Annotated in this window: 20 protein-coding genes; 3 read left to right on the top strand and 17 right to left on the bottom strand. The window is 47.3% G+C overall.

Annotated features, from left to right (window positions below; all coding sequences use genetic code 11):
* The first annotated feature begins 309 nt into the window (after positions 1-309).
* The gene (locus BW42_RS08095) at positions 310-1,557 is read left to right on the top strand and encodes a murein hydrolase activator EnvC (RefSeq protein WP_035409266.1); all 1,248 of its coding nucleotides are present in this window, start codon (positions 310-312) and stop codon (positions 1,555-1,557) included.
* A gap of 63 nt (positions 1,558-1,620) precedes the next feature.
* Here the strand turns inward: BW42_RS08095 and BW42_RS08100 are convergent, their stop codons facing one another.
* The 15 genes from BW42_RS08100 to lepA all read right to left on the bottom strand — a co-directional run bounded on the left by BW42_RS08100 (position 1,621) and on the right by lepA (position 18,902).
* Entirely contained in the window at positions 1,621-3,270 is a 1,650-nt protein-coding gene (locus BW42_RS08100) for a methyl-accepting chemotaxis protein (protein WP_035409269.1), read from the bottom strand.
* Positions 3,267-4,241, bottom strand: coding sequence for a BMP family protein (locus tag BW42_RS08105; RefSeq protein WP_035409271.1), 975 nt, complete (start codon positions 4,239-4,241; stop codon positions 3,267-3,269). The genes BW42_RS08100 and BW42_RS08105 overlap by 4 nt, the downstream gene beginning before the upstream one ends.
* Before the next feature lie 137 nt (positions 4,242-4,378).
* Positions 4,379-5,044, bottom strand: a complete 666-nt coding sequence (gene deoC / locus BW42_RS08110) for a deoxyribose-phosphate aldolase (RefSeq protein WP_035409273.1) — start codon at positions 5,042-5,044, stop codon at positions 4,379-4,381.
* 75 nt (positions 5,045-5,119) lie between these two features.
* Positions 5,120-6,004 carry an EamA family transporter RarD gene (gene rarD / locus BW42_RS08115; RefSeq protein WP_035409275.1) on the bottom strand — a complete coding sequence of 295 codons (885 nt, stop codon included), beginning with the start codon at positions 6,002-6,004 and terminating at the stop codon, positions 5,120-5,122.
* Positions 6,005-6,020: 16 nt separating this feature from the next.
* Positions 6,021-6,896: an EamA family transporter RarD gene (gene rarD, locus BW42_RS08120; protein ID WP_035409277.1), complete on the bottom strand. Its 876-nt coding sequence runs from the start codon at positions 6,894-6,896 to the stop codon at positions 6,021-6,023.
* Positions 6,897-6,950: 54 nt separating this feature from the next.
* Positions 6,951-7,646 carry a 23S rRNA pseudouridine(2604) synthase RluF gene (gene rluF, locus BW42_RS08125; RefSeq protein ID WP_035409278.1) on the bottom strand — a complete coding sequence of 232 codons (696 nt, stop codon included), beginning with the start codon at positions 7,644-7,646 and terminating at the stop codon, positions 6,951-6,953.
* Positions 7,647-7,753: 107 nt separating this feature from the next.
* Positions 7,754-9,088: a tRNA (N(6)-L-threonylcarbamoyladenosine(37)-C(2))-methylthiotransferase MtaB gene (gene mtaB / locus BW42_RS08130; protein ID WP_035409280.1), complete on the bottom strand. Its 1,335-nt coding sequence runs from the start codon at positions 9,086-9,088 to the stop codon at positions 7,754-7,756.
* A 5-nt stretch (positions 9,089-9,093) separates the two neighbouring features.
* Positions 9,094-9,840, bottom strand: a complete 747-nt coding sequence (locus BW42_RS08135) for a 16S rRNA (uracil(1498)-N(3))-methyltransferase (protein WP_035409283.1) — start codon at positions 9,838-9,840, stop codon at positions 9,094-9,096.
* Between the two features lie 4 nt (positions 9,841-9,844).
* On the bottom strand, positions 9,845-10,792 hold the full coding sequence (gene prmA, locus BW42_RS08140) for a 50S ribosomal protein L11 methyltransferase (RefSeq protein ID WP_035409285.1): 948 nt from the start codon (positions 10,790-10,792) through the stop codon (positions 9,845-9,847).
* Positions 10,793-10,817: 25 nt separating this feature from the next.
* Positions 10,818-11,924, bottom strand: coding sequence for a molecular chaperone DnaJ (gene dnaJ, locus BW42_RS08145; RefSeq protein WP_023467442.1), 1,107 nt, complete (start codon positions 11,922-11,924; stop codon positions 10,818-10,820).
* A gap of 132 nt (positions 11,925-12,056) precedes the next feature.
* Positions 12,057-13,883: a molecular chaperone DnaK gene (gene dnaK / locus BW42_RS08150; protein ID WP_035398411.1), complete on the bottom strand. Its 1,827-nt coding sequence runs from the start codon at positions 13,881-13,883 to the stop codon at positions 12,057-12,059.
* A 48-nt stretch (positions 13,884-13,931) separates the two neighbouring features.
* On the bottom strand, positions 13,932-14,489 hold the full coding sequence (gene grpE / locus BW42_RS08155; RefSeq protein WP_035409287.1) for a nucleotide exchange factor GrpE: 558 nt from the start codon (positions 14,487-14,489) through the stop codon (positions 13,932-13,934).
* 24 nt (positions 14,490-14,513) lie between these two features.
* Entirely contained in the window at positions 14,514-15,548 is a 1,035-nt protein-coding gene (gene hrcA / locus BW42_RS08160; protein ID WP_035409289.1) for a heat-inducible transcriptional repressor HrcA, read from the bottom strand.
* Between the two features lie 326 nt (positions 15,549-15,874).
* Positions 15,875-17,014, bottom strand: a complete 1,140-nt coding sequence (gene hemW, locus BW42_RS08165) for a radical SAM family heme chaperone HemW (RefSeq protein WP_290773627.1) — start codon at positions 17,012-17,014, stop codon at positions 15,875-15,877.
* Positions 17,015-17,078: 64 nt separating this feature from the next.
* Positions 17,079-18,902 carry a translation elongation factor 4 gene (lepA, locus tag BW42_RS08170; RefSeq protein ID WP_035409294.1) on the bottom strand — a complete coding sequence of 608 codons (1,824 nt, stop codon included), beginning with the start codon at positions 18,900-18,902 and terminating at the stop codon, positions 17,079-17,081.
* A gap of 232 nt (positions 18,903-19,134) precedes the next feature.
* Here lepA and rpsT point away from each other — a divergent pair, with 232 nt between their 5' ends.
* The gene (gene rpsT, locus BW42_RS08175) at positions 19,135-19,395 is read left to right on the top strand and encodes a 30S ribosomal protein S20 (RefSeq protein WP_023467434.1); all 261 of its coding nucleotides are present in this window, start codon (positions 19,135-19,137) and stop codon (positions 19,393-19,395) included.
* 127 nt (positions 19,396-19,522) lie between these two features.
* On the opposite strand, the gene BW42_RS08180 is transcribed toward rpsT, so the two are convergent.
* Both BW42_RS08180 and holA read right to left on the bottom strand, forming a co-directional pair.
* Complete coding sequence (locus BW42_RS08180; protein ID WP_035409297.1) at positions 19,523-19,966, bottom strand: GNAT family N-acetyltransferase; 444 nt, start codon at positions 19,964-19,966, stop codon at positions 19,523-19,525.
* Positions 19,967-19,978: 12 nt separating this feature from the next.
* A complete protein-coding gene (holA, locus tag BW42_RS08185) occupies positions 19,979-20,980 on the bottom strand; it encodes a DNA polymerase III subunit delta (protein ID WP_023467432.1) in 1,002 nt (333 codons plus the stop codon).
* 100 nt (positions 20,981-21,080) lie between these two features.
* Between holA and BW42_RS16170 the strand changes: the two genes are divergently transcribed.
* A complete protein-coding gene (locus BW42_RS16170; RefSeq protein ID WP_023467431.1) occupies positions 21,081-21,242 on the top strand; it encodes a YqzM family protein in 162 nt (53 codons plus the stop codon).
* Positions 21,243-21,264: the final 22 nt, after the last annotated feature.

Consider the following 21,264-nt stretch of genomic DNA (forward strand, 5'->3'; position numbering starts at 1 on the left):
TTTTTCATTTCACAAAAAACTATATTTATACCTTTTTCAAGCATTAATAAACCTTCTATTTATACGATGTTACAAAAATATATCTTCTGACATCATTCGGAAATCAATCAATTACATAATGATTTTTCCTTTCATATCAACATATTCTATTTATTCTTCTGTTCACGCATCATTATTTTCATAAATTCTTCATACTTTCTGCTAGCTTCTCTTGTATTTTTTTAAAAGAATTGTAAAGTGGATTTTCTGATTTTCTTGTTAGAGTGGGATAGGTAACACTTCACAAGGGAAAGGAATGACGCTTAGTTTATGAAACGACCTTTCGGAAAGTCACTCGGGTTATCGCTCATGACACTCACTTTACTCGCAAGTCCGCTCATGACGACAACTCCCGTCGACGCAGCAAGTTCATATAGAGAAAAGCAACAACAAAACCAGCAACAACAATCGAAGCAACGCGAGGCGTTGTCTCAAAAAAATAATCAATTATCTAAAGCACAGCAACAAGTCTACGCCCTGGATCAACAGATTAATGGGCTGACATTACAAGTCGTCGAGAATCAAAAGAAAATCGACGAAAACACGAAACAGATTGCTCGATTAGAAGATAAAATCGAGAAGTTGCAAAAGAAAATCAAGAAACAAGAAAAAATGCTCGGTGATCGTCTAGCGGTCCGTCAGTCGAAAGCCGATAACGCCCCACTGCTTGAAGCCGTCTTCGGCGCAAAAGATGTCGGTGATATGATTAGCCGTTTCAACGCCTTCAATACAATCGCGGAAAGTGATGCTTCTTTATTAAAAGATTACGAATCAAACAAAAAAGAACTGGCAGCTGCGAAAGAAGAACTGAAGCAGACACGCCAAGACTTGATTGAAGATCGTAATGTTTTAAAAAAGAAACAACGTGAATTAAAACAAGAAAAACAAAAGCGAACAGCACTTCTGAAACGTCTGACGTCGCAAAAGAAAAAAATCGAATCCAGTATCCTTAGCCTGAAAGAGGCATCGGCCCAACTGAAGGCACAGGAAGAGGCAGAAAAAGCTGCAGCACGTGCCGCGAAAGCAGCTGCAGCAAAAGCTGCAAAACAATCGGCAGTGCCAGCATCTGTTAGCAAGGCCAGCACGAAAGTCATCTCAAAAGCAAAAGGTAAATTCATCAAACCTGCTCAAGGCTCTGTTTCGCAAGGAATGGGTGCAGCAAGCGGAAGTAATGGTTATGCGTACCACAATGGAACCGACTTCGCTGGTCCACTCAACTCGCCAATCGTTGCGTCTGCAAATGGAACAGTCATCTTAGCAAGTTCCGGTGGTCCTTACGGCAACCACGTCTATATCTCTCATAATATCGACGGAAAAACGTATACGACCGTGTATGCCCATATGAATGCCTTGAACGTTAAACAGGGACAACAAGTCAAACAAGGACAGCAAATCGGTGTTCTCGGAAGCACCGGTAACTCGACTGGTCCACACTTGCATTTTGAAATCCACGATGGTGGATACCAGTATGATGCGAATGGACGAACGAATGAGCTCGATCCAGAAAGCTTCTTCTAAGTCGATTCAAGAAAAAGTGCACGCCTTCTCTTCCTGAGAATGCGTGCACTTTTGCTGTGTTCATTAAATTTTGAATTGATGTGTCTGACTGTCAAGCGACGTCGTCGTCGACTCGAGTTCTTGCATCAATTGATGAATCTGTTCGAACGATGCCTGTTGATCACGCATCGAAGCAGCGATCTCTTCATTTCCGGCTGCAAGTTCTTCCATGACACCACTAACTGTACTGACTTGACCAACGACATGGCGGGCTTGTTGTTTCGAATGTACGAGTTGTTTCGTCACATAATCGAGTGTTTCGGTCACACTCGCTACTTTTTGACGCGTCTCACCGAATGCTTGTTGGACGTGTGTAAAATTCTCGACCTGGTTCGTCTGTTCCCGCTCCGCTTGCACGAGTGCTTCTTGTAAAACAGCGCCGTCTTGGCGAATCGAACGGACGAGTGAGAAGATCGAACGCGTCGCTTCGTGTGTCTCATCTGCTAACTTTTTAACTTCACTCGCCACGACGGCAAATCCACGACCGGCTTCCCCTGCTCGCGCCGCTTCGATTGCCGCATTGAGTGACAATAAGTTCGTCTGCGCAGAGACTCCAGCGACGAGTTGCGCCATCTGTTCGATTTGTTGCGTTTGCTCAAGGAAACCTTCTAATTTCTGACCGAGTTCACGATTTTGTTCTGTTGACGCGCGTAATGAAGTAGCCTGTTGTTCCATGACAGAACTACTTTGAACCATCACGTGATCTGCCGCCTGTCCTTCTGCATAAGCGATTTGTGCGCGTTGTTCGCTCTCCTCGAAGAGTTGTTGCATATCAGCCATCGTACTGACCGTTGTCTGTATATCATCCGACACCGTTTGTGTACCGCTCGCCATCTCATTAATCGCATGGGTCATGTTACCAGAAACTTCGACGATGTTCGCGTTCTCTGTCGTCGCTTCCGTACTCATTTGACGAATCGTGTTCGACGAACGACTGATCGTTCCGATGACCTCATGTAAAGTTCCTTGCATCTGCGCAACAGCCGTCTCGAGTCGACCAATCTCATCTTTTCGACCGGATACGACCAGTTCCTGTGACAAGTCTCCATCCGAAATTTGCTCTGCTGTCCGGACGACACGGCTGATTGGTCGCGTGATACTACGTGCGAAGTACCAATTGTATAACGCTAGACCAATCAAGAGGAGGAATGTCGCGATTAGGACGGTCCGCGTCAAATTCAATGTCTCGTCTTTTGCCTCACGTTGTAAGACATCATAAAACTCCCCATTTTTCGTATGTAACGTATAGAGATCACTGAGGACACCTTCAATTCGTGCGGCATGGGAGCGAATGTCAATCGGATTCACCGCGTCCGTCAGTTCCGTCCGTTTTGCAGCGAGCGTCTTATACTTCATATCCGCCCGGTTCAACTCTTCTTGAAACGCTGGAATCAAATATGTCTTCTGTAGCTGATTCAAAGCTTGCTCGTTCTTCTTACTAAGAGCCTGAACCTGCTCCGCCTGACTCTCAGACGGTTGGCTTGCCAGTCGGTTCCATGCTGCCTGTTCATATAAGAGCTTCGTTTCGAGTTCTGAAATTTCAACGAGTTGTTTCCCGTAGTCTTCGTTATAGGATTGAATTTGACGGAGTTGGAACAAGGTCCATCCCATCAAGATGACGACACTCAAAATCGTCACTAATGTTGAGAGTAAAAATCGTTTCCGTAACGTCATTGGATCGTCACCTTACCTTCGAGCACATCTTGTTGCAGCTGCTCTAATTTTTTTCGTTCCCCGTCCGTAAAGTTCGTATTACGGATTGGAGCCAACTGGATTGCCCCTTCTTTGACACCAAGGACGACTTGTCCAGATTGGAGTCCTTTTGCATCCACATCTTGTCCGATTTTCGTAATCGCAAAATCAACTTGTTTTAGCATCGACGTCATGACGGCGTCAGGCGCGATCGGGGTCTGATCGCTATCAACACCGATAGCTTTTTTCCCCTTCGTTTGCGCTGCCTCAAGGACGCCGCTCCCTGTTAACCCAGCAGCTGCATATAACACGTCTGCCTTTTTCTGCATCATTTCGTTTGCAAGCGTCCGTCCCTTTTCGGGCGCCGCAAAGTCCTCCGCATATTCGACGAGTACCTTTGTTTTCGGATTGACGGCTTTAGCGCCAGCTATGTATCCTTTTTCGAACTTCTCAATCAAAGGCGACTTCATCCCACCGACGAAACCAATCGTATTCGTCTTGGTTTGGATTCCTGCAGCGGCACCCGCTAAGTAGCTTCCTTCGTCCTCTTTGAACGTAACCGAGAGTACGTTCGGTAACGTCGAGACGGCATCAATCAAGGCGAATTGTTGTTTCGGATATTTTTTAGCAACGGTCTCAAGATCTGTCTGCCCCATGTAGCCGAGTCCGACGATAACGGTCGGCTTCTTTTTCGCTAACGCTTCAAATGCTGTTTTATAGGTCTTCGTTTCGTTTAATTCCCGGTAATCGATCGACCAGCCTTCCTTCTCCCGTAACAACGCCATACCGCTCATCGCTGCATCGCTGAATGATTGATCGCCAAGACCAACATCCGATAAGACGACCGCCATTTCCTTTCGCTCCTTGACTGCCCGTTCTGGATCATCGATGACACTACCGCATCCTGCAAGGCTTAGTGTCGATGCCAGTATGATTCCACTCCATCGTTTCATTCATTCCACACCCTTCCGACATTCTACATCTGATTATCGGAAGCGATGTCTGACTTTTTAATACAAAATACAAATTCAGAATAATCCCACAACAAAAAAACATGCCCCTCTAAAAAAGAGGGACATGTGACATATTCTTAGTAGTCGCTATCAGACGTACCACCAGTAACGATTGCGATTCCTGCTGAAGCACCAATGCGTGATGCACCTGCATCGATCATTGCTTTTGCACCTTCGAAGTCACGAACGCCACCAGAAGCTTTAACACCGATATCAGGACCGACTGTCTCACGCATGAGACGGATATCTTCGACTGTTGCACCACCTGTTGAGAAACCAGTTGATGTTTTCACAAAGTTAGCACCTGCTTTAACTGAAAGTTCAGCAGCTGTTTTGATTTCTTCTTTTGTAAGAAGACAGTTTTCAAAGATGACTTTAACGAGCGTACCGTTCGCCGCTTCGACAACTGCACGAATATCACGTTCTACTAACTCAAGATTTCCATCTTTTAGTGCGCCGATGTTTAAAACCATATCGATTTCTGTTGCACCGTTTTGAATGGCATCCTTTGTTTCGAATGCTTTCACTTCTGGCGTGTTTGCTCCAAGTGGGAACCCGATGACTGTACATACTTTCACGTCATCATCTGACTTTAAGAGTTCTGATGCTAACGCGACGTATGTCGGGTTAACGCAGACGCTTGCGAATTTGTATTCTAATGCTTCTTTACAGAGTGTTTCGATTTGAGCACGTGATGTTTCTGGCTTCAGTGCCGTATGGTCGATCATTCCTGCTAAATTCATGATTGTTATCCTCCTTAAGGCTTCCCTTTGACTCTGATATTATTCTATCACGCAAGAGGTCTGACTTCTATCTTTTTACGCGACTTTTCGAAGCTGTTTTTTTCGAATCCAGACTCCATTGAGTGTAAAGACAATCGCTGCTGTCCAAATACATGTAAACGCCACCATATGTGTTTTAGTAAACGGTTCATGATAGAGCAAAACACCGAGTCCAAGTGATAAGGTTGGTGCGACGAATTGCAAGAATCCAACCCATGTGAATGGAATTCGTTGTGCCCCGAATCCAAATAACAAAAGTGGCACAGCGGTGACGATCCCCGTTAAGATGAGTCCAGTCATCGTACCGACAGATTCGGTTATCGAAGACGTTCCCTGTACTTGCCAATATCCGAGGAAGATCAAAGCCAGTGGAAGCGGCGCCATCGTCTCAAGTGTCAGACTGACCGTTGATTCAAGCGGACGACGTTTTTTGACGACGCCGTAAAAACCGAAGCTTAAGGCAAGCGCAATCGAGATCCATGGAAATTCGCCGTAGCCAATCGTTAAAATCAGAACACCGATCGTCGCAAGGACAATCGAGATCCATTCAATCCGTGAGAGCTTTTCTTGAAAGAAGAAGACACCAAAGACGATGCTGACGAGCGGATTGATGTAATAGCCGAGCGACGCCTCAACGATAAATTGATGATTGACAGCCCAGATGTAGATGAACCAATTCAAGCTGATGATCAGTCCATTTAAGAAAAAGAGTCGGCGCGTGAACGGATCACGCAATGCCGTCTTCCATTTTCCAAGTGCTTTTTGAAACGACAGTAAGATGAGTAGAAATAGAAACGACCAGATGATCCGGTGCGCTAGTATCTCTTCACTCGGTACATTAGCGAGCATCTTCCAGTAAAGCGGTAAGAGCCCCCAAATGATATATGCGACAAGCGTCGCAAAAAATCCCGGTAGATTCACATAATCCCTTCTTTCGTTATGATACCTTCTTCATCCGTATCTTTCCTGCTGATAAACCGCTGATCGTAAACAAAGCAACGGCAATCCAAATGAACAGGAAAGCGATGAAGTGAATCGTCGTAAAGACGTCATTAAATAGATAAATTCCAAGGAGTAGCGTTAACGTTGGTGCAATGTACTGCAGAATTCCGACGTAAACGAACGGGATTTTCGGCATCCCGTATCCAAATAACATCAATTGAACTGCTGTTGCGATTCCGAGCATGATGATTGCAAGCAGTGCACTCGTCGGCATCGCAAGCGGTTGACTATCCGTCACGCCTAGCGTCAAGAGAGCGAACGGGAGCGTGACGAGCGTCTCTAAAAATAATCCCGATAATGGCTCGGCTGCCGCCTTTTTCTTCAGCACACCATAAAATGCGAACGAGATAGCAAGTGAAAAGGCAATGATCGGAAATTGACCATAACCGAGCGTTAAAATCATCACACCAGTGATTGCTGATACAATCGCGATGATTTGTGGACGCGTTAATCGTTCCTTAAAAAAGATCAAACCGAACAAGACGCTGACGAGCGGATTGATATAATACCCGAGCGACGACTCGACGATATACCCTTCTCCGATGGCATACAGATAGAGTGACCAGTTCCCACCTAATACGAGACCTGCCGCAAGCACGGTATAACGTTGGCGTTTGTTTTGCCACAGGTGACGAACGAATTGAAACTTCTTCGTCAAGCGTAACAATAGTGTCACGAAGATGAACGCACTTAAAATCCGGATTGAAACGACCGTCCATGCTGGAATTCCAGTTGCAAATACTTTATAGATCGGCAATAGTCCACCAATCACATAGGCGACGAATGTCGCACTCATACCCCGTTTGTCCACGGTCATCCCCCTTATGTAAGAAGAAAGCCGCCGGGTGGCGACTTTCATTGAACCTTATTGCCCGTCTAGCGTCGTAAACAACTCGCTTAATTCCGCTTCCGTCAAATCACGCCAAGAACCGATTGGTAAATCGCCGAGCTCGATGTTCATGATTCGGACGCGTTGCAGCCGTTTGACCCGGTAGCCGAATTCTTTACACATACGGCGAATCTGACGATTTAACCCTTGCGTCAAAATGATGCGAAATGTCCGTGTCTCAAGTGGTTCAACGATACATTCCTTCGTCGTCGTACCGAGAATGTCGACTCCACTCGCCATGCCTTGAATGAACGTATCCGTAATCGGTGCGTCGACGGTCACGATATATTCCTTGTCGTGATTGTTTTCCGCTCGTAAGATCCGGTTGACAACATCACCGTCATTCGTTAACAGAATCAAACCGTCTGAATCCTTATCGAGACGACCGATCGGGAAAATCCGCTTCGGATGATTAACGAAATCGATGATATTTCCTTCGATATCAAGCTCCGTCGTACACGTAATGCCGACCGGTTTATTTAAGACGATGTAGACGGGTTTTGGTTTCGTTTGGAGTGGCTGACCGTCGATTTCGACGACGTCCGTCTCTTCAGCTTGCGAGCCGAGTTCTGCCGTCAGACCGTTGATCGTCACACGACCTGCGTCGACTAATTTATCGGCAGCACGCCTTGAGCAAAAGCCCGTTTCACTAATGAATTTGTTGATTCGCATGAATAATATCCTCTTTCCTTAATTGAACTGTATTCAGTGTAGCGCATTCCTGAAATGAAAACAAAAAAAGTGGCAAAGAAAACCAGAGGTTCCCTTTGCCCTTTCGATTAGACTACAGCGTCTTTAAGTGTCTGCATGATGCGAACGAATTGACCATCGTTCATCGGATAACCGGCTTTCGTGATTTTGACACGAACGAGTTGTCCGATCATCGACTCATCGCCTTCGATTGCGACACGCAAATAGTTATCTGTGTAACCGACGAGACGACCGCCTGCTTCTTCCGAGAATTCTTCCGGAATGATCTCAAGCAGTTCCCCTTCGTATTTCGAAGCATATTCCTTTGCGAGTTGATCTGATAATGCGATCAAGCGCGCGACGCGTTCTTCTTTGATTGATTCCTCGACTTGATCGTCCATCATCGCAGCTGGTGTTCCCGTCCGTTTCGAGTACGGGAAGACATGCAACTCACTGAACTTATGATCGTTGATGAAGTTGAACGTTTCCATGAACTCTTCTTCCGTCTCACCTGGGAAACCAACGATGACATCCGACGTGATTGCACAGTCAGGCAGGACTTCCTTCAGACGCGTGATCCGTTCTCCGAATTCCGCCATCGTATACTTGCGGCGCATCCGGCGAAGGACCGTATCGGAAGCCGACTGGATCGGAACGTGCAAGTGACGAACGACGATTGGTGAGTCCTTCAGGACATCGAGTACCTCGTCCGTGATTTGACTCGCTTCGATCGACGAAATGCGTAAGCGTTCAAGTCCATTGACGGATTCGAGTGCTTTAAGTAATTTCGCTAAGTTGTAGTCTTTCAAGTCTTCTCCGTATCCACCTGTATGGATTCCCGTCAAGACGATTTCTTTGTAACCCGCATCAACGAGCTGTTGTGCTTGCTTCAAGACATCTTCTGGTTGACGAGACCGCATGAGACCACGCGCCCATGGGATGATACAGAACGTACAGAAGTTGTTACAGCCTTCCTGAATTTTCAGCGAAGCCCGCGTCCGGTCCGTAAAGGCCGGTACATCTAGTTCTTCATAGACTTTTGCTTTCATGATGTTTCCGACCGCATTGATTGGCATGCGTTCTTCACGGAATTGTTCAATGTATCCAATCATTTTATGCCGATCTTGCGTTCCAACGACGACATCGACGCCAGGAATCGCCATGATTTCAGCAGGAGACGTTTGGGCATAACAGCCCGTTACGCAGATGACACTATCCGGATTTTGGCGAATCGCCCGTCGGATGACTTGGCGACTTTTCTTATCTCCGGTATTCGTGACCGTACATGTATTGACGACATACACGTCCGCATGATCAGCAAAATCAACGCGTGCGTAACCAGCGTCCTTGAACAGTTGCCAGACAGCTTCTGTTTCGTAATGGTTGACTTTACAGCCAAGCGTTTGAAAGGCAACAGTTGCCATTTCGTTCACCCTTTCAATTCAAAATGATACGAGACGGCGGAAAGGACATACAACGGTGCCGTTTCCGTCCGTAAGATGCGGCGCCCTAGAGCGGCTTTTTTTAAACCGGCATCCGTCAAACGTGCGATTTCTGCTTCAGCGAACCCACCTTCAGGTCCGATGACGACAAGAAGGGAATCTCCTTCTTGCAGTCCAGCAAGCGTCATAGCGAGGACGGAGGCCTCCCCTTGTTTCGCTGATTCTTCATAGGCAACCAGACAAGCCGTGTAGTTCGATGCATCCTGTAAGACTTCATCATACGCCACGAAGTCGACTGTCGGCAAGTGGGCACGGTACGATTGTTCCGCTGCTTCCTTGACGATTTTTTCGAGGCGTTCAATCTTTTTCGGAACCTTCTTCTGATCCCATTTCGAGACGGAACGATCGGCTTCGAAAATCCGTAGATGATGCATCCCGAGTTCCGTTGCTTTTTGGGCAACGAGTTCGATCTTATCGCCTTTTGGCAATCCATGGGCGATCGTCACACGAATCGGTAACTCCGTCTCGATCGGTAAAGTCTCTTCGATCCGGGCAGAAGCCGCTTCTTTATCGAGTGCTTCCAGGCGACACCGGTAAAGACCTGTCCCGTCGAGTACGAGAATCTCTCCGCCGACTTCCATCCGCATGACGTTTTTCATATGGTGTGCGTCGTCTTTCGGGAGATGAAAGACATCTCCCTGACGCATCGAGGGCTCGACGAAATACCGTTGCATGCGCTTATGCCTCCCGTTTCGCGATGATTGCGACCCAGTCCTCAAGCTTCGTCGTCTCGACGATCGTAAATCCTGCTTCTTGCATCGCTTGTACGACCATATCTTTCTTCTGACTAATGATACCGGAAGCGATGAAATGCCCGCCTGGTAACGTCAGCGTATAGGCATCCTTGACGAAGAGGAGGATGACTTCCGCTAAGATATTCGCGACGATCAACTCGACCGGCTCACTCAATTCCTTCATCAAATCGCCTTGACGGACCGTGATCTGCTCACTGACGTTGTTCAAAGCGACGTTTTCTGTCGCTGATTTGACAGCGACTTCGTCTAAATCCAGTGCAAAGACATCTTTTGCCCCAAGCTTCGCTGCTGCAATCGCTAAGACACCGGATCCCGTTCCGACATCGACGACACGGTCTTGCTCTTGCAAGTAGTTTTCGATTGCTTGAATGCAGAGGACCGTCGTCGGGTGTGTTCCTGTTCCGAACGCCATACCTGGATCGAGCTCGATGATCTTTTCATCCGGTTGTGGTGTATAATCTTCCCACATTGGGACGACCGTCAGATGACGACTGATTTTGACCGGCTTATAGAATTGTTTCCATGAATGTGCCCAGTCTTCTTCATCTACTTGAGTCAGCGTGACAGCACCCGTGCCAATCGACAGACCGAAGTTCGTCAACTGTTGGATGTCCTGTTCGATGCCTTTGATCGTGTCCGTCAAATCGCTGCTTTCTGCAAGATACGCCTTCACGAGTACACCTTGAGTCGGGTACTCGTCCCGTTTCGTCTCATCCCAAATTTCACCGAAGTTATCTTCGCGGTGGGACATCATCTCGAAATCTTCGACGTCCTCGATGACGACTCCGCTTGCTCCCGCTTCATGTAAGATGTTTGAAACTGCTTCGATGGCTTCTTGTGTCGTATGGACACAGATCTCTGACCATTTCATTTCTTGTCACGCTCCTCTGTAGTGATCACCCTGTAAAGAATGTCTTGATCCGGCTGAAGACACCTTCGTGTTGCTCTTCGACACCTTTTTCATCGCTGATTTCATTGAATTCCCGTAATAGTTCTTTTTGACGTTCCGTCAGATTCTTCGGTGTGATGACGACGACGTTGACGTATTGATCACCATGATGACCGGACCGGACGTTCGGCATCCCTTTTCCGCGGAGACGGAAACGTGATCCTGTCTGTGTGCCCGCTGGAATCTTCAGACTGACCTTGCCATGAACGGTCGGTACTTCGATCTCATCACCGAGTGTTGCTTGTGCGAATGTAAGTGGCATATCCATGACGATATGATCATCGACACGTTCGAACAGTTCGTGTGCTGCGACACGGACGACGACATACAAGTCACCTGCTGGTCCACCGTTGACACCGGCTTCCCCTTTGCCTGCTAAGCGGATTTGTTGCCCATTGTCGATCCCTGCTGGAATTTTGACACGGACATCTTTGTTTTTACGGACACGACCGGCTCCACGACATGTTTCACATGGCTCCTTGACGATTTGTCCACGCCCATGACACGTCGAACACGTCGTTTGGTTGACGACACGACCGAACATCGTGTTTTGTTCGACGTTGATGTGCCCCGAACCACCGCATCGTTTACATGTTTCTGGATGTGTTCCTGGTTTAGCACCCGAACCATGACATGTACCGCAATCTTCTTCGACTGGGATCGTGATCGTCTTCTCGACGCCTGTGACCGATTCCATGAAGTCGATTTCCTCGACGTATTGTAAGTCCTGTCCTTTACGTGGGGCATTTGGATCTTGACGACGTCCGCCACCGAAGAACATGTCGAAGATGTCGCCAAATCCTTCAGCTCCACTGAATCCACCGCCACCTTGTGATGGATCTTGGTGACCGAATTGGTCGTAACGTGCTCGTTTATTGTCATCGGACAACACTTCATACGCTTCCGATAATTCCTTGAATTTCGCATCCGCATCCGCTTCCTTGTTGACGTCCGGGTGGTACGTCCGGGCAAGCTTACGGTACGCGCGTTTGATTTCCGCTGATGAGGCATCGCGCGCGACGCCTAGTACTTCATAATAATCGCGTTTTTCCACGTGCAGTCTTCCTCTCTCTATTCCGATTCATTTCATACTGTTTGATTTTACCGAACTTCGTGCGACATGGAAAGAGCCAAAGCGCGGATACGCTTTGGCTCTCTCTAGCGCCCGAAAAATCGGTCGGATGAATTACTTGTTGTCTTTCTCGTCGACTTCTTCGAACTCAGCGTCCATGACGTTGTCGTCTTGACCACCAGCTTGTGCGCCTTCAGCGCCCGCTTGTTGCTGTGCCATGTTCTCGTAGACTTTTTGTGTCAACTCTTGGACGACTGTCGACAATTCGTCTTTTGCAGAACGGATTGCTTCGATGTCTGTTCCTTCGAGAGCTTTTGTTACTTTTTCTTTTGCAGCTTCTGCTTTTTCTTTATCAGCGTCAGCGACTTGCTCACCGAGGTCTTTGATTGCTTTATCTGTTGCGAAGACGAGTTGGTCTGCTTCGTTGCGTAATTCGACTTCTTCTTTACGCTTGTTGTCTGCATCCGCGTTTGCTTCTGCATCTTTGACCATTTGCTCGATGTCCGCTTCAGTCAAACCGCTTGATGATTGAATCGTGATCGACTGTTCTTTGTTCGTTCCGAGATCTTTCGCAGAAACGTTAACGATACCGTTCGCGTCGATGTCGAATTTAACTTCGATTTGTGGCACACCACGTGGTGCTGGCGGAATGTCCGTCAATTGGAAGCGACCAAGTGTTTTGTTATCTGCTGCCATTGGACGTTCCCCTTGGAGGACGTGGATGTCAACAGCTGGTTGGCTGTCTGCTGCAGTCGAGAAGACTTGTGATTTCGAAGTTGGGATCGTTGTGTTACGATCGATCAATTTCGTCATCACGCCACCCATTGTCTCGATACCGAGTGAGAGTGGAGTTACGTCGAGAAGAACGACGTCTTTGACGTCTCCTGTCAATACGCCACCTTGAACCGCTGCACCGAGGGCAACGACTTCATCCGGGTTAACCCCTTTGAACGACTCTTTACCAGTGAAGTCTTGGATTGCTTTTTGAACTGCAGGGATACGAGTCGAACCACCAACGAGGATGATTTTGTCGATTTTGTCTGGTGTCAGACCTGCATCGTTCATAGCACGGCGTGTTGGTTCCATCGTACGTTCAACGAGATCTGCTGTGAGATCGTCGAATTTCGCGCGTGAGAGCGTCATTTCCAAGTGAAGTGGACCTGATGCGCCAGCTGTGATGAACGGAAGGCTGATTTGTGTTGAAGAAACACCTGAAAGGTCTTTTTTCGCTTTTTCAGCTGCATCTTTCAAACGTTGAAGCGCCATCTTATCTTGAGCAAGATCGATGCCGTTTTCTTTTTTGAACTCTGCTACGAGATGATCGATGATTTTTTGGTCGAAATCATCTCCACCAAGACGGCTGTCACCTGCAGTTGAAACTACTTCAAAGACGCCATCACCGAGCTCAAGGATCGACACGTCGAACGTACCGCCACCAAGGTCATAGATGAGGATCGTGTGATCTTCGCCTTTTTCGAGACCGTAAGCGAGCGCTGCTGCTGTAGGCTCGTTGATAATCCGTTTTACATCAAGACCAGCAATTGTACCAGCGTCTTTTGTCGCTTGGCGTTCTGCATCGTTGAAGTAAGCCGGTACTGTGATGACAGCTTCTGTGACTTTTTCACCGAGGTAGTCTTCTGCTTGCGCTTTTAATTTTTGAAGGATGATCGCAGAGACTTCTTGTGGTGTGTAGTCTTTGCCTTCAACTTCTACTTTATAGTCTGTACCCATATGACGTTTGATCGACATGATCGTGTTCGGGTTCGTGATTGCTTGACGTTTTGCAACTTCCCCTACTTGACGCTCACCGTTTTTGAATGCGACGACAGATGGTGTCGTACGGTTTCCTTCTGCGTTAGCGATGACGACGGGTTCGCCACCTTCCATTACTGCAACACATGAGTTCGTTGTACCTAAGTCAATACCGATGATTTTTGCCATGATCTATTTCCTCGCTTTCAATGATTGGAATAATGAAGTACAGGCTGATTACTCAGCTACTTTAACCATACTCGGACGAATCACACGATCGTGCAATTTGTACCCTTTTTGGAATTCAGCGATGACGACACCTGATGCGTGTTTTTCGCTCGCTTCTTGAACGACCGCTTGGTGTAAGTTCGGATCGAACGCTTCACCGACAGCTGGAATCTCGACGACGCCTTCATTTTGAAGCGTTTCGACGAGTTGACGTTTTACCATCTCGACACCCGTCAAGACAGATTTCGTCTCCTCGTTTTCCGTCTCGATTTGGAGCGCCCGGTCCAAGTTATCGACGAGTGGCAACAGCTTTTCGACGATCGCTTGTGAAGAATACTTCGCGCGGTTCTCTGCTTCGACACGGTTACGACGCTTGAAGTTCTCAAAATCCGCACGGAGGCGTAATTCTGAAGCTTTTGCTTCTGCGAGTTGTGCTTCGAAGTCCGGCTTCTCGTCTTCGACGAGATCCGCTTGGATGACTTCTTCTTCTGTGACTTCGACGGTTTCAGTCGGCTCTGTCACGTTTTCTTCTTGTTGGAGGTTTTGATTCTGTTCTTTTTCTTCCACTCTGAATCGAGCCCCTTTCTATATTCAATCCAAATTGTTCTTATGCAATTCGGTTTGGAATGCTTGAAGTAGATGGATGATCGAGTTGATTCCCCGGTTGTAATCCATCCGTTTCGGTCCGATCAATGCGAGTGTCCCAATTGAGACACCGTCGACCGAATAATGGGCCCGGATGACGCTACAATCTTTTAATGCATCCATATTGTTCTCACTCCCGATCGTAATCAAGATTTGATTATCGAGATTCGGTCGTAGGAAATCGAGAACAGCTTCTTGCTGTTCGATCAGTTCGAGAACAGGTCGTAGTTTTGCGACGTCCTGAAATTCAGGCTGATCGAACATGTTGGCTTTCCCGCCCAAATAAATGAACGGTCGCTCCTCTTGATCCGTCAAGACGAGATCAAGTGCTTTCGAGAGCAATACCGTCTGCTCAGAATGCTCTGAACGGAAGCGACGGATTTCCTCAAGCAGACGACTGCGTAAGGCTGAGAGCGGCGTACCGCGCAACGTCTGGTTCAGACGTTCCATCAGTCGGCTCGCTGCTTCCTGGGACAACGCTTGATTCAATTGCAATGTCTTGTGTTCAACATGTCCCGTCTCTGTGACGAGAACGATGACGACACGACCCTCGGCAAGAGGAATTAATTCTAGATGATGCAGTCGTTGTCCGTCTTCTTTTGGTCCAAGTACAAGTGTCGTGTAATGGGTTAAATCACTCAACAGGTCTGCTGTGTGCCGAATCAACCGATCATTCTCATTCACGGAATGGGCAAAGAGTGACTTCAATGCCTGTGCTTCTTTTGGTGTGATGTTTTCCGGACGAATCAGATGGTCGACATAAAAACGATATCCGAGTTCGGAAGGAATCCGTCCTGCGGAAGTGTGTGGCTTTTCAATCAGACCCATCTCTTCGAGGTCCGCCATCTCGTTACGAATGGTCGCGGAACTGAACGTCACGTCGTCTCGTTTTGAGAGCGTCCGTGAGCCGACGGGTTGAGCAGTCTTGATATAATCATCGACGATTGCACGTAAAATCAACAATTGACGATCCGTCAGCACCTTCTTCACCACCTTATTTTGTTAGCACTCACTTTTAACGAGTGCTAATTACATCTTTTACTATAAGGAATTGTCCGCCCGATGTCAACCGAATTGCGTGACCCTTTGAACAGTTTCCCATTCTGCGATACAGTGAAACAAAGAACGGAAAGGATGAATCGGATGATTGAATTATTGGCAATGGCGGGAGTCTTTGTCTGGCTGTTCATCGCGGTCATCGGAACGACTGCGTATTTTTTAAGGAAGTCGAAAAAATGAGAGAAGCGGTGTTCCACATTTGGGAAACACCGCTTCTCTCATTTTCATTGATTTCAGCTACTCTTATGTCATTGTACTTGCGCTTCACCAATGAACTCTGCAAAGACTTCGTTCGCTAGCGGAATTCCGGCTGGCGTCAAACGGATATGTGTCTCCGTCTGCTCGACGAGACCGTTTGGCAACAACCGTTTCATGACTTCACCAAATACATCTTTAAACGCTACTCCATACTTCTCCTGGAAACGCTCGAGCGATACGCCGTCCTTCATTCGAAGACCGAGGAACATCTCTTCTTCCATCCGCTCAACGTTCGTCAACGGCGTCTCTTTTCGAACCGGTAACCCTTCCGCCTTGATATAGTGCGGAATCGGTGCGATGTTCGCACGACGCGTCTGATTGATATAGCTATGTGAGCCTGCACCAAATCCGTAGTACTCATCGTTTTCCCAGTAGACGCGATTATGACGACTCTCTTTTCCAACTTCTGCGAAGTTCGAGATCTCATACTGTGCATAACCACCTGCTTCAATCGTTTCGATCATCACTTGATACATCTCTGCCTCGAGATCTTGCGTCGGTAGCGGTAGTTTTCCTTTTCGCTCTTGAATCGCAAAAACCGTGTGTGGTTCTAAAATCAATGAATAGGATGAAATATGCGTAATCGGTAATTGTAGCGCCCGTGTAACGTCGTAGCGGACCTGATCGAGCGTCTGATTCGGTAATCCGAACATCAAGTCGACGGAGATGTTATTAAATCGTTTCGCTGCTGCATCGAGCGTCTGCGCGACTTTCGCTTCCCGGTGCGTTCGACCGATGCGTTCGAGCAAACCATCGTCAAACGATTGGACACCGAAACTGACACGATTGACACCACCTGTCTTCATGATATCAAGTTTCTCTTCCGATACACCGTCCGGATTCGACTCGACCGTATACTCTAAATCGTCACCTGTTAGTGGCAACAAATGCTTTTGAATGATTTCCATTAAACGTTGCATCTGTGGTTCATTCAAAGCAGTTGGTGTGCCACCACCAATGAAGATCGTCTCGAGATGATCTGTCGGGTATTGTTTCAGCGTCAGTTCGATTTCGCGTTCAAGCGCATCGAGGTATTCATCGACGGGCTGATTCTTTAAAAAGACTTTATTGAAATCACAGTAGTAACAAATATGTTCACAAAAAGGGATGTGGACATATGCGGCGCGTATTCCCATTTCGCCTCATCCTTTCTCTATAAAAACCAAAAAGGGGACGCAAGCGCCCCCCACCTGTTTAATCTTCGTCCATAGATAGAACGGACATGAAGGCTTCTTGCGGTACCTCTACTGAGCCTACCATCTTCATGCGTTTCTTACCTTCTTTTTGCTTCTCGAGCAACTTCCGTTTCCGAGAGATGTCTCCCCCGTAACATTTCGCGAGAACGTTCTTCCGTAATGCTTTAATCGTCGAACGCGCGACAATCTTTGTTCCGACTGCTGCCTGAATCGGCACTTCGAACTGCATCCGCGGAATCAATTCCTTCAGCTTATCAACGATGACCTTTCCACGTTCGTACGCGAAGTCACGGTGAACGATGAAGCTGAGCGCATCGACGTTTTCGTTATTAAGAAGGATATCCATCTTGACGAGACGCGACTGTTGATAGCCGATCAATTCATAATCAAGTGACGCATATCCTTTTGTACTCGATTTCAACTGATCAAAGAAATCGTAGACGATCTCAGATAACGGCAATTCATAGGTGATTTTGACACGTGTCGTATCGATGTATTGCATATCGACGAATGTTCCGCGTTTCTTCTGACACAACTCCATGATTGCACCAACGTAATCATTCGGTGTCATGACAGCAGCCTTAACGAACGGCTCTTCAATGAATTCAACTTTTTGCTGATCCGGCATCTTCGATGGGTTATCAACATGCAAGACTTCACCCGCTGTCGTCGTCACGTGATAGATAACGGACGGTGCCGTCGTGATCATATCGATGTTGAATTCACGTTCGATCCGCTCCTGGATGATTTCCATGTGGAGCATCCCGAGGAATCCACAACGGAATCCGAATCCGAGTGCTTGTGATGTCTCTGGTTCGAACTCAAGCGCTGCGTCACTAAGTTGTAGTTTTTCAAGCGCTTCTCGTAAATCGTTGTATTTCGCAGCATCGATTGGATAGAGTCCACAGTACACCATCGGATTCATCTTACGGTATCCCGGCAGCGCTTCAGCAGCTGGCTGTTTCGCAAGCGTAATCGTATCCCCGACACGTACGTCGCCGACCGTTTTGATCGAAGCAGACAACGTTCCAACATCACCGACCGTCAATTCTTGCTGACGTAATGGTTTTGGTGTCGCAACGGCAAGTTCCAGAACCTCAAAGTCCTTACCTGTCGACATCATCCGAATCTTATCGCCGACTTTAACTGTTCCGTTGACGATTCGAATCGATGCTACGACACCACGGTAAGCGTCATAATAGGAGTCAAAGATCAATGCTTCGAGTGGTGCAGACGGATCACCCGTCGGCGCTGGTACTTTCTCGACGATTTGTTCGAGAATTTCTTCAATGCCGATCCCTGCCTTCGCAGAAGTCGGAACAGCTTCAGACGCATCGAGTCCGATGACATCTTCGATTTCTTGACGGACGCGTTCGACATCCGCAGAAGGTAAATCGATTTTATTAATGATCGGAAGGATTTCGAGATCGTTGTCGAGTGCTAAGTAAACGTTCGCAAGCGTCTGCGCTTCGATTCCTTGCGCCGCATCGACGACGAGGACAGCCCCTTCACAAGCTGCAAGTGAACGCGAGACTTCATATGTGAAGTCGACGTGTCCAGGTGTATCAATGAGGTGAAGAATGTAATCTTCCCCGTCTTTTGCTGTATACTTCAATTGAACAGCGTTGAGTTTAATCGTGATGCCACGCTCACGTTCGAGATCCATGGCATCAAGTGTCTGATCTTTCATTTCGCGCGATGTCAACGCGCCAGTTTTTTCTAAAATCCGGTCAGCGAGTGTCGACTTCCCGTGATCGATATGGGCAATGATCGAGAAGTTACGAATACTCTTCTGCCGCTTTAAACGGTCTTCATTCGTCATGTTTAGAGTCACCTTACCTTATTTTCAAACGTACATACGGTTCATTATACCAAAAAGCGCTTCACTGTACTATCTCGTTTTGTTTTACCCGAAAAACAAAATGTGAAGATTCCCTAGACGTCGTATTGCTTTTAAGAAAAACGTTTGCTACAATTGTGTTTGTTCTGTTGAACGATAACTGCAGATATGCGAATATAAATCTCGAATGAGTTTTATTGGAGGTGAATCATCCATGGCTAACATTAAATCAGCAATCAAACGCGTTAAAACAGCTGAAAAACGCCGCGTCGCTAACGTACAACGTAAATCGGCAATGCGTTCAGCGATTAAAGCAGTCGAAACTTTCGCAGCTGAAGGTAACAAAGACCAAGCGGTCCTTGCTTTCGCTACAGCTTCTAAAAAAATCGACAAAGCTGCTGCTAAAGGTCTCATCCACAGCAACAAAGCTGGTCGTGACAAATCACGTCTCGCTAAACTCGTAAACGCACTTTAATTCTTTCCGAAGAATACGGTGATGGGTCGCCACTAGGAGGTATCTCCAGTGGCGATTTTTTTATATGATGTGAAATGGCGGACGAAGGACTCGTGTGAAACGATTCCTTCGTCCGCCATTTGTTGTCTTAGTTGTCGTCTAGACGGTCGATCATGACATAGTGAAGACCAATTCCTTCAATGAGGAACGGTTCTCCAACACGTTCTAGTCCAAGACGCTCATAAAAAGGAAGGGCCGTAACGCGGGCGTTACACCACCAAGCTGTCACTTGTCGTTCTTTCAAGAGACGACGGGCTTCTTCGATCAGCGCCCGACCATATCCTTCACCACGCACTTGTTCACTCGACGCCATGCCACGAAGTTGGTACGTCGCTCCTGGCGCTTGTTCATGTGATTGTTCCGAGAAACTACCGATCGCGACAATTTGTTGTGCTTTTATCCCGCCGAGATGAAACGTCGAGGCACGCGCATCGTCTGGATAAACACACGCTTCACGTGGTTGATGCGGACGCAACACTTCATGCCGTAATGGGATGACTTCTTCTGCTGTTATGAGCTGGACTTCCATCATCATTCTCCTCCTCTATAGTGTCGCTAAGCGAACGATCAACGCATCGAATAGAATCTTCTTATCACCGCGCCCCGTCTTCATGCCTTCATCCGTCGTCGTGATGGCGATGAGTGCTTGCTCGAGCTGCGCAAAGGTAAACCTCTTCGCAGATTGTAATGCCAATTTGATCGCATAGGGATGGGCTCCGACTTTCGATGCGATTTGTCGTTCTCCGTATCCTTGTTCTGCTAATCGTTTCGATAACAGCATCATCCGGTATTGCCGTGCCATCAGCCCAAGAAGGGCCAACACTTCCTGTCCCTGTTTTTCAAGGTCACGAATCAAACGGATTGCTGGTTCGAGTTGACGCTTCATCAAGTAGTCCGTTAATTGAAAAACGTTGTCCTCTAATGTCCGCGGAACCAACAAATCGACATCCTCGATTTCGATCGTCGGTCGATCTCCTGCGAACAACATCAACTTCTCCAGTTCGTGCGCTAATGTCCCCCACATCTCAGCAGTCAGGAAAATAAGCCGCTCGATCGCCGGACGTTCCATCCGGTACCCTTTGTCATTGACGGCATCCAGGACGAAGCGGAACAGCTCTTCGGTCGTCGGTTTTTTCGCCTCCAGCACCGTCGCGCGCTCCTTCAATCGTTTAACGACGGTTTTTCGTTCATCGAGCTTTTCTGCTTCGACAATCAAGACAACGACCGCATAGTCTGCCGGTTGTAGGATATAATCTGCTAACCGTTCGAGGTTATGTTGTTTTTTATCTTTTGCTCCTGTCAGAAACGTTGCAGGTTTTGCAACGACGACACGGTAGTCACTCAAGAATGGCACCGTCTCTGCTTCATCAAGCACCGCATCAAGCGGTTGGTCGTTCAAATCGATTTTCATATAATCAAAGCGTTCTCCGTCCGGAAGAGCCGCTTTCACGATTTCACGTTCCCATTCTTCTAACAGATGTCGTTCCGTTCCATATAATAAGTATAAATTTGCTAATTTTCCGTTGACGAGCCAAGGAGTTTTCATCATTCCCACCACATTTCACAGTTTGTTCTTAACTTCATCATAGATAATCCTCTTTTATTCCGCTATACTAGAAGCGGAATCTATTAAGGGGGAATGCAGCATGGCACATTCAGTACGCCCACCAAGTGAAAACGCGTTCGAGAACGATATTCAATCAAAACGCAACGATGCGCTCGACTCTGCCGTTGGTTTTGGTGCATCATTCGGCTTCTTCGCAGTCTTGTTCATCATCGGTGTCGCAATTAAGTTCTTAAGTCTATAATCAGTAAAACAGCAACCTTGGG

Source organism: Exiguobacterium sp. RIT341, from assembly GCF_000632205.1.
Classification (GTDB): Bacteria; Bacillota; Bacilli; order Exiguobacteriales; family Exiguobacteriaceae; genus Exiguobacterium_A.

Bases quoted from the DNA above. Each gene is read 5' to 3' on its own strand.
- rpsT (WP_023467434.1), top strand. From the start codon at position 19,135: ATGGCTAACATTAAATCAGCAATCAAACGCGTTAAAACAGCTGAAAAA.
- holA (WP_023467432.1), bottom strand. From the start codon at position 20,980: ATGAAAACTCCTTGGCTCGTCAACGGAAAATTAGCAAATTTATACTTA.
- BW42_RS08105 (WP_035409271.1), bottom strand. From the start codon at position 4,241: ATGAAACGATGGAGTGGAATCATACTGGCATCGACACTAAGCCTTGCA.
- rluF (WP_035409278.1), bottom strand. From the start codon at position 7,646: ATGCGAATCAACAAATTCATTAGTGAAACGGGCTTTTGCTCAAGGCGT.
- mtaB (WP_035409280.1), bottom strand. From the start codon at position 9,088: ATGGCAACTGTTGCCTTTCAAACGCTTGGCTGTAAAGTCAACCATTAC.
- lepA (WP_035409294.1), bottom strand. From the start codon at position 18,902: ATGACGAATGAAGACCGTTTAAAGCGGCAGAAGAGTATTCGTAACTTC.
- BW42_RS08180 (WP_035409297.1), bottom strand. From the start codon at position 19,966: ATGATGGAAGTCCAGCTCATAACAGCAGAAGAAGTCATCCCATTACGG.
- BW42_RS08135 (WP_035409283.1), bottom strand. From the start codon at position 9,840: ATGCAACGGTATTTCGTCGAGCCCTCGATGCGTCAGGGAGATGTCTTT.
- BW42_RS08095 (WP_035409266.1), top strand. From the start codon at position 310: ATGAAACGACCTTTCGGAAAGTCACTCGGGTTATCGCTCATGACACTC.
- deoC (WP_035409273.1), bottom strand. From the start codon at position 5,044: ATGAATTTAGCAGGAATGATCGACCATACGGCACTGAAGCCAGAAACA.
- prmA (WP_035409285.1), bottom strand. From the start codon at position 10,792: ATGAAATGGTCAGAGATCTGTGTCCATACGACACAAGAAGCCATCGAA.
- BW42_RS08100 (WP_035409269.1), bottom strand. From the start codon at position 3,270: ATGACGTTACGGAAACGATTTTTACTCTCAACATTAGTGACGATTTTG.
- dnaK (WP_035398411.1), bottom strand. From the start codon at position 13,883: ATGGCAAAAATCATCGGTATTGACTTAGGTACAACGAACTCATGTGTT.
- BW42_RS16170 (WP_023467431.1), top strand. From the start codon at position 21,081: ATGGCACATTCAGTACGCCCACCAAGTGAAAACGCGTTCGAGAACGAT.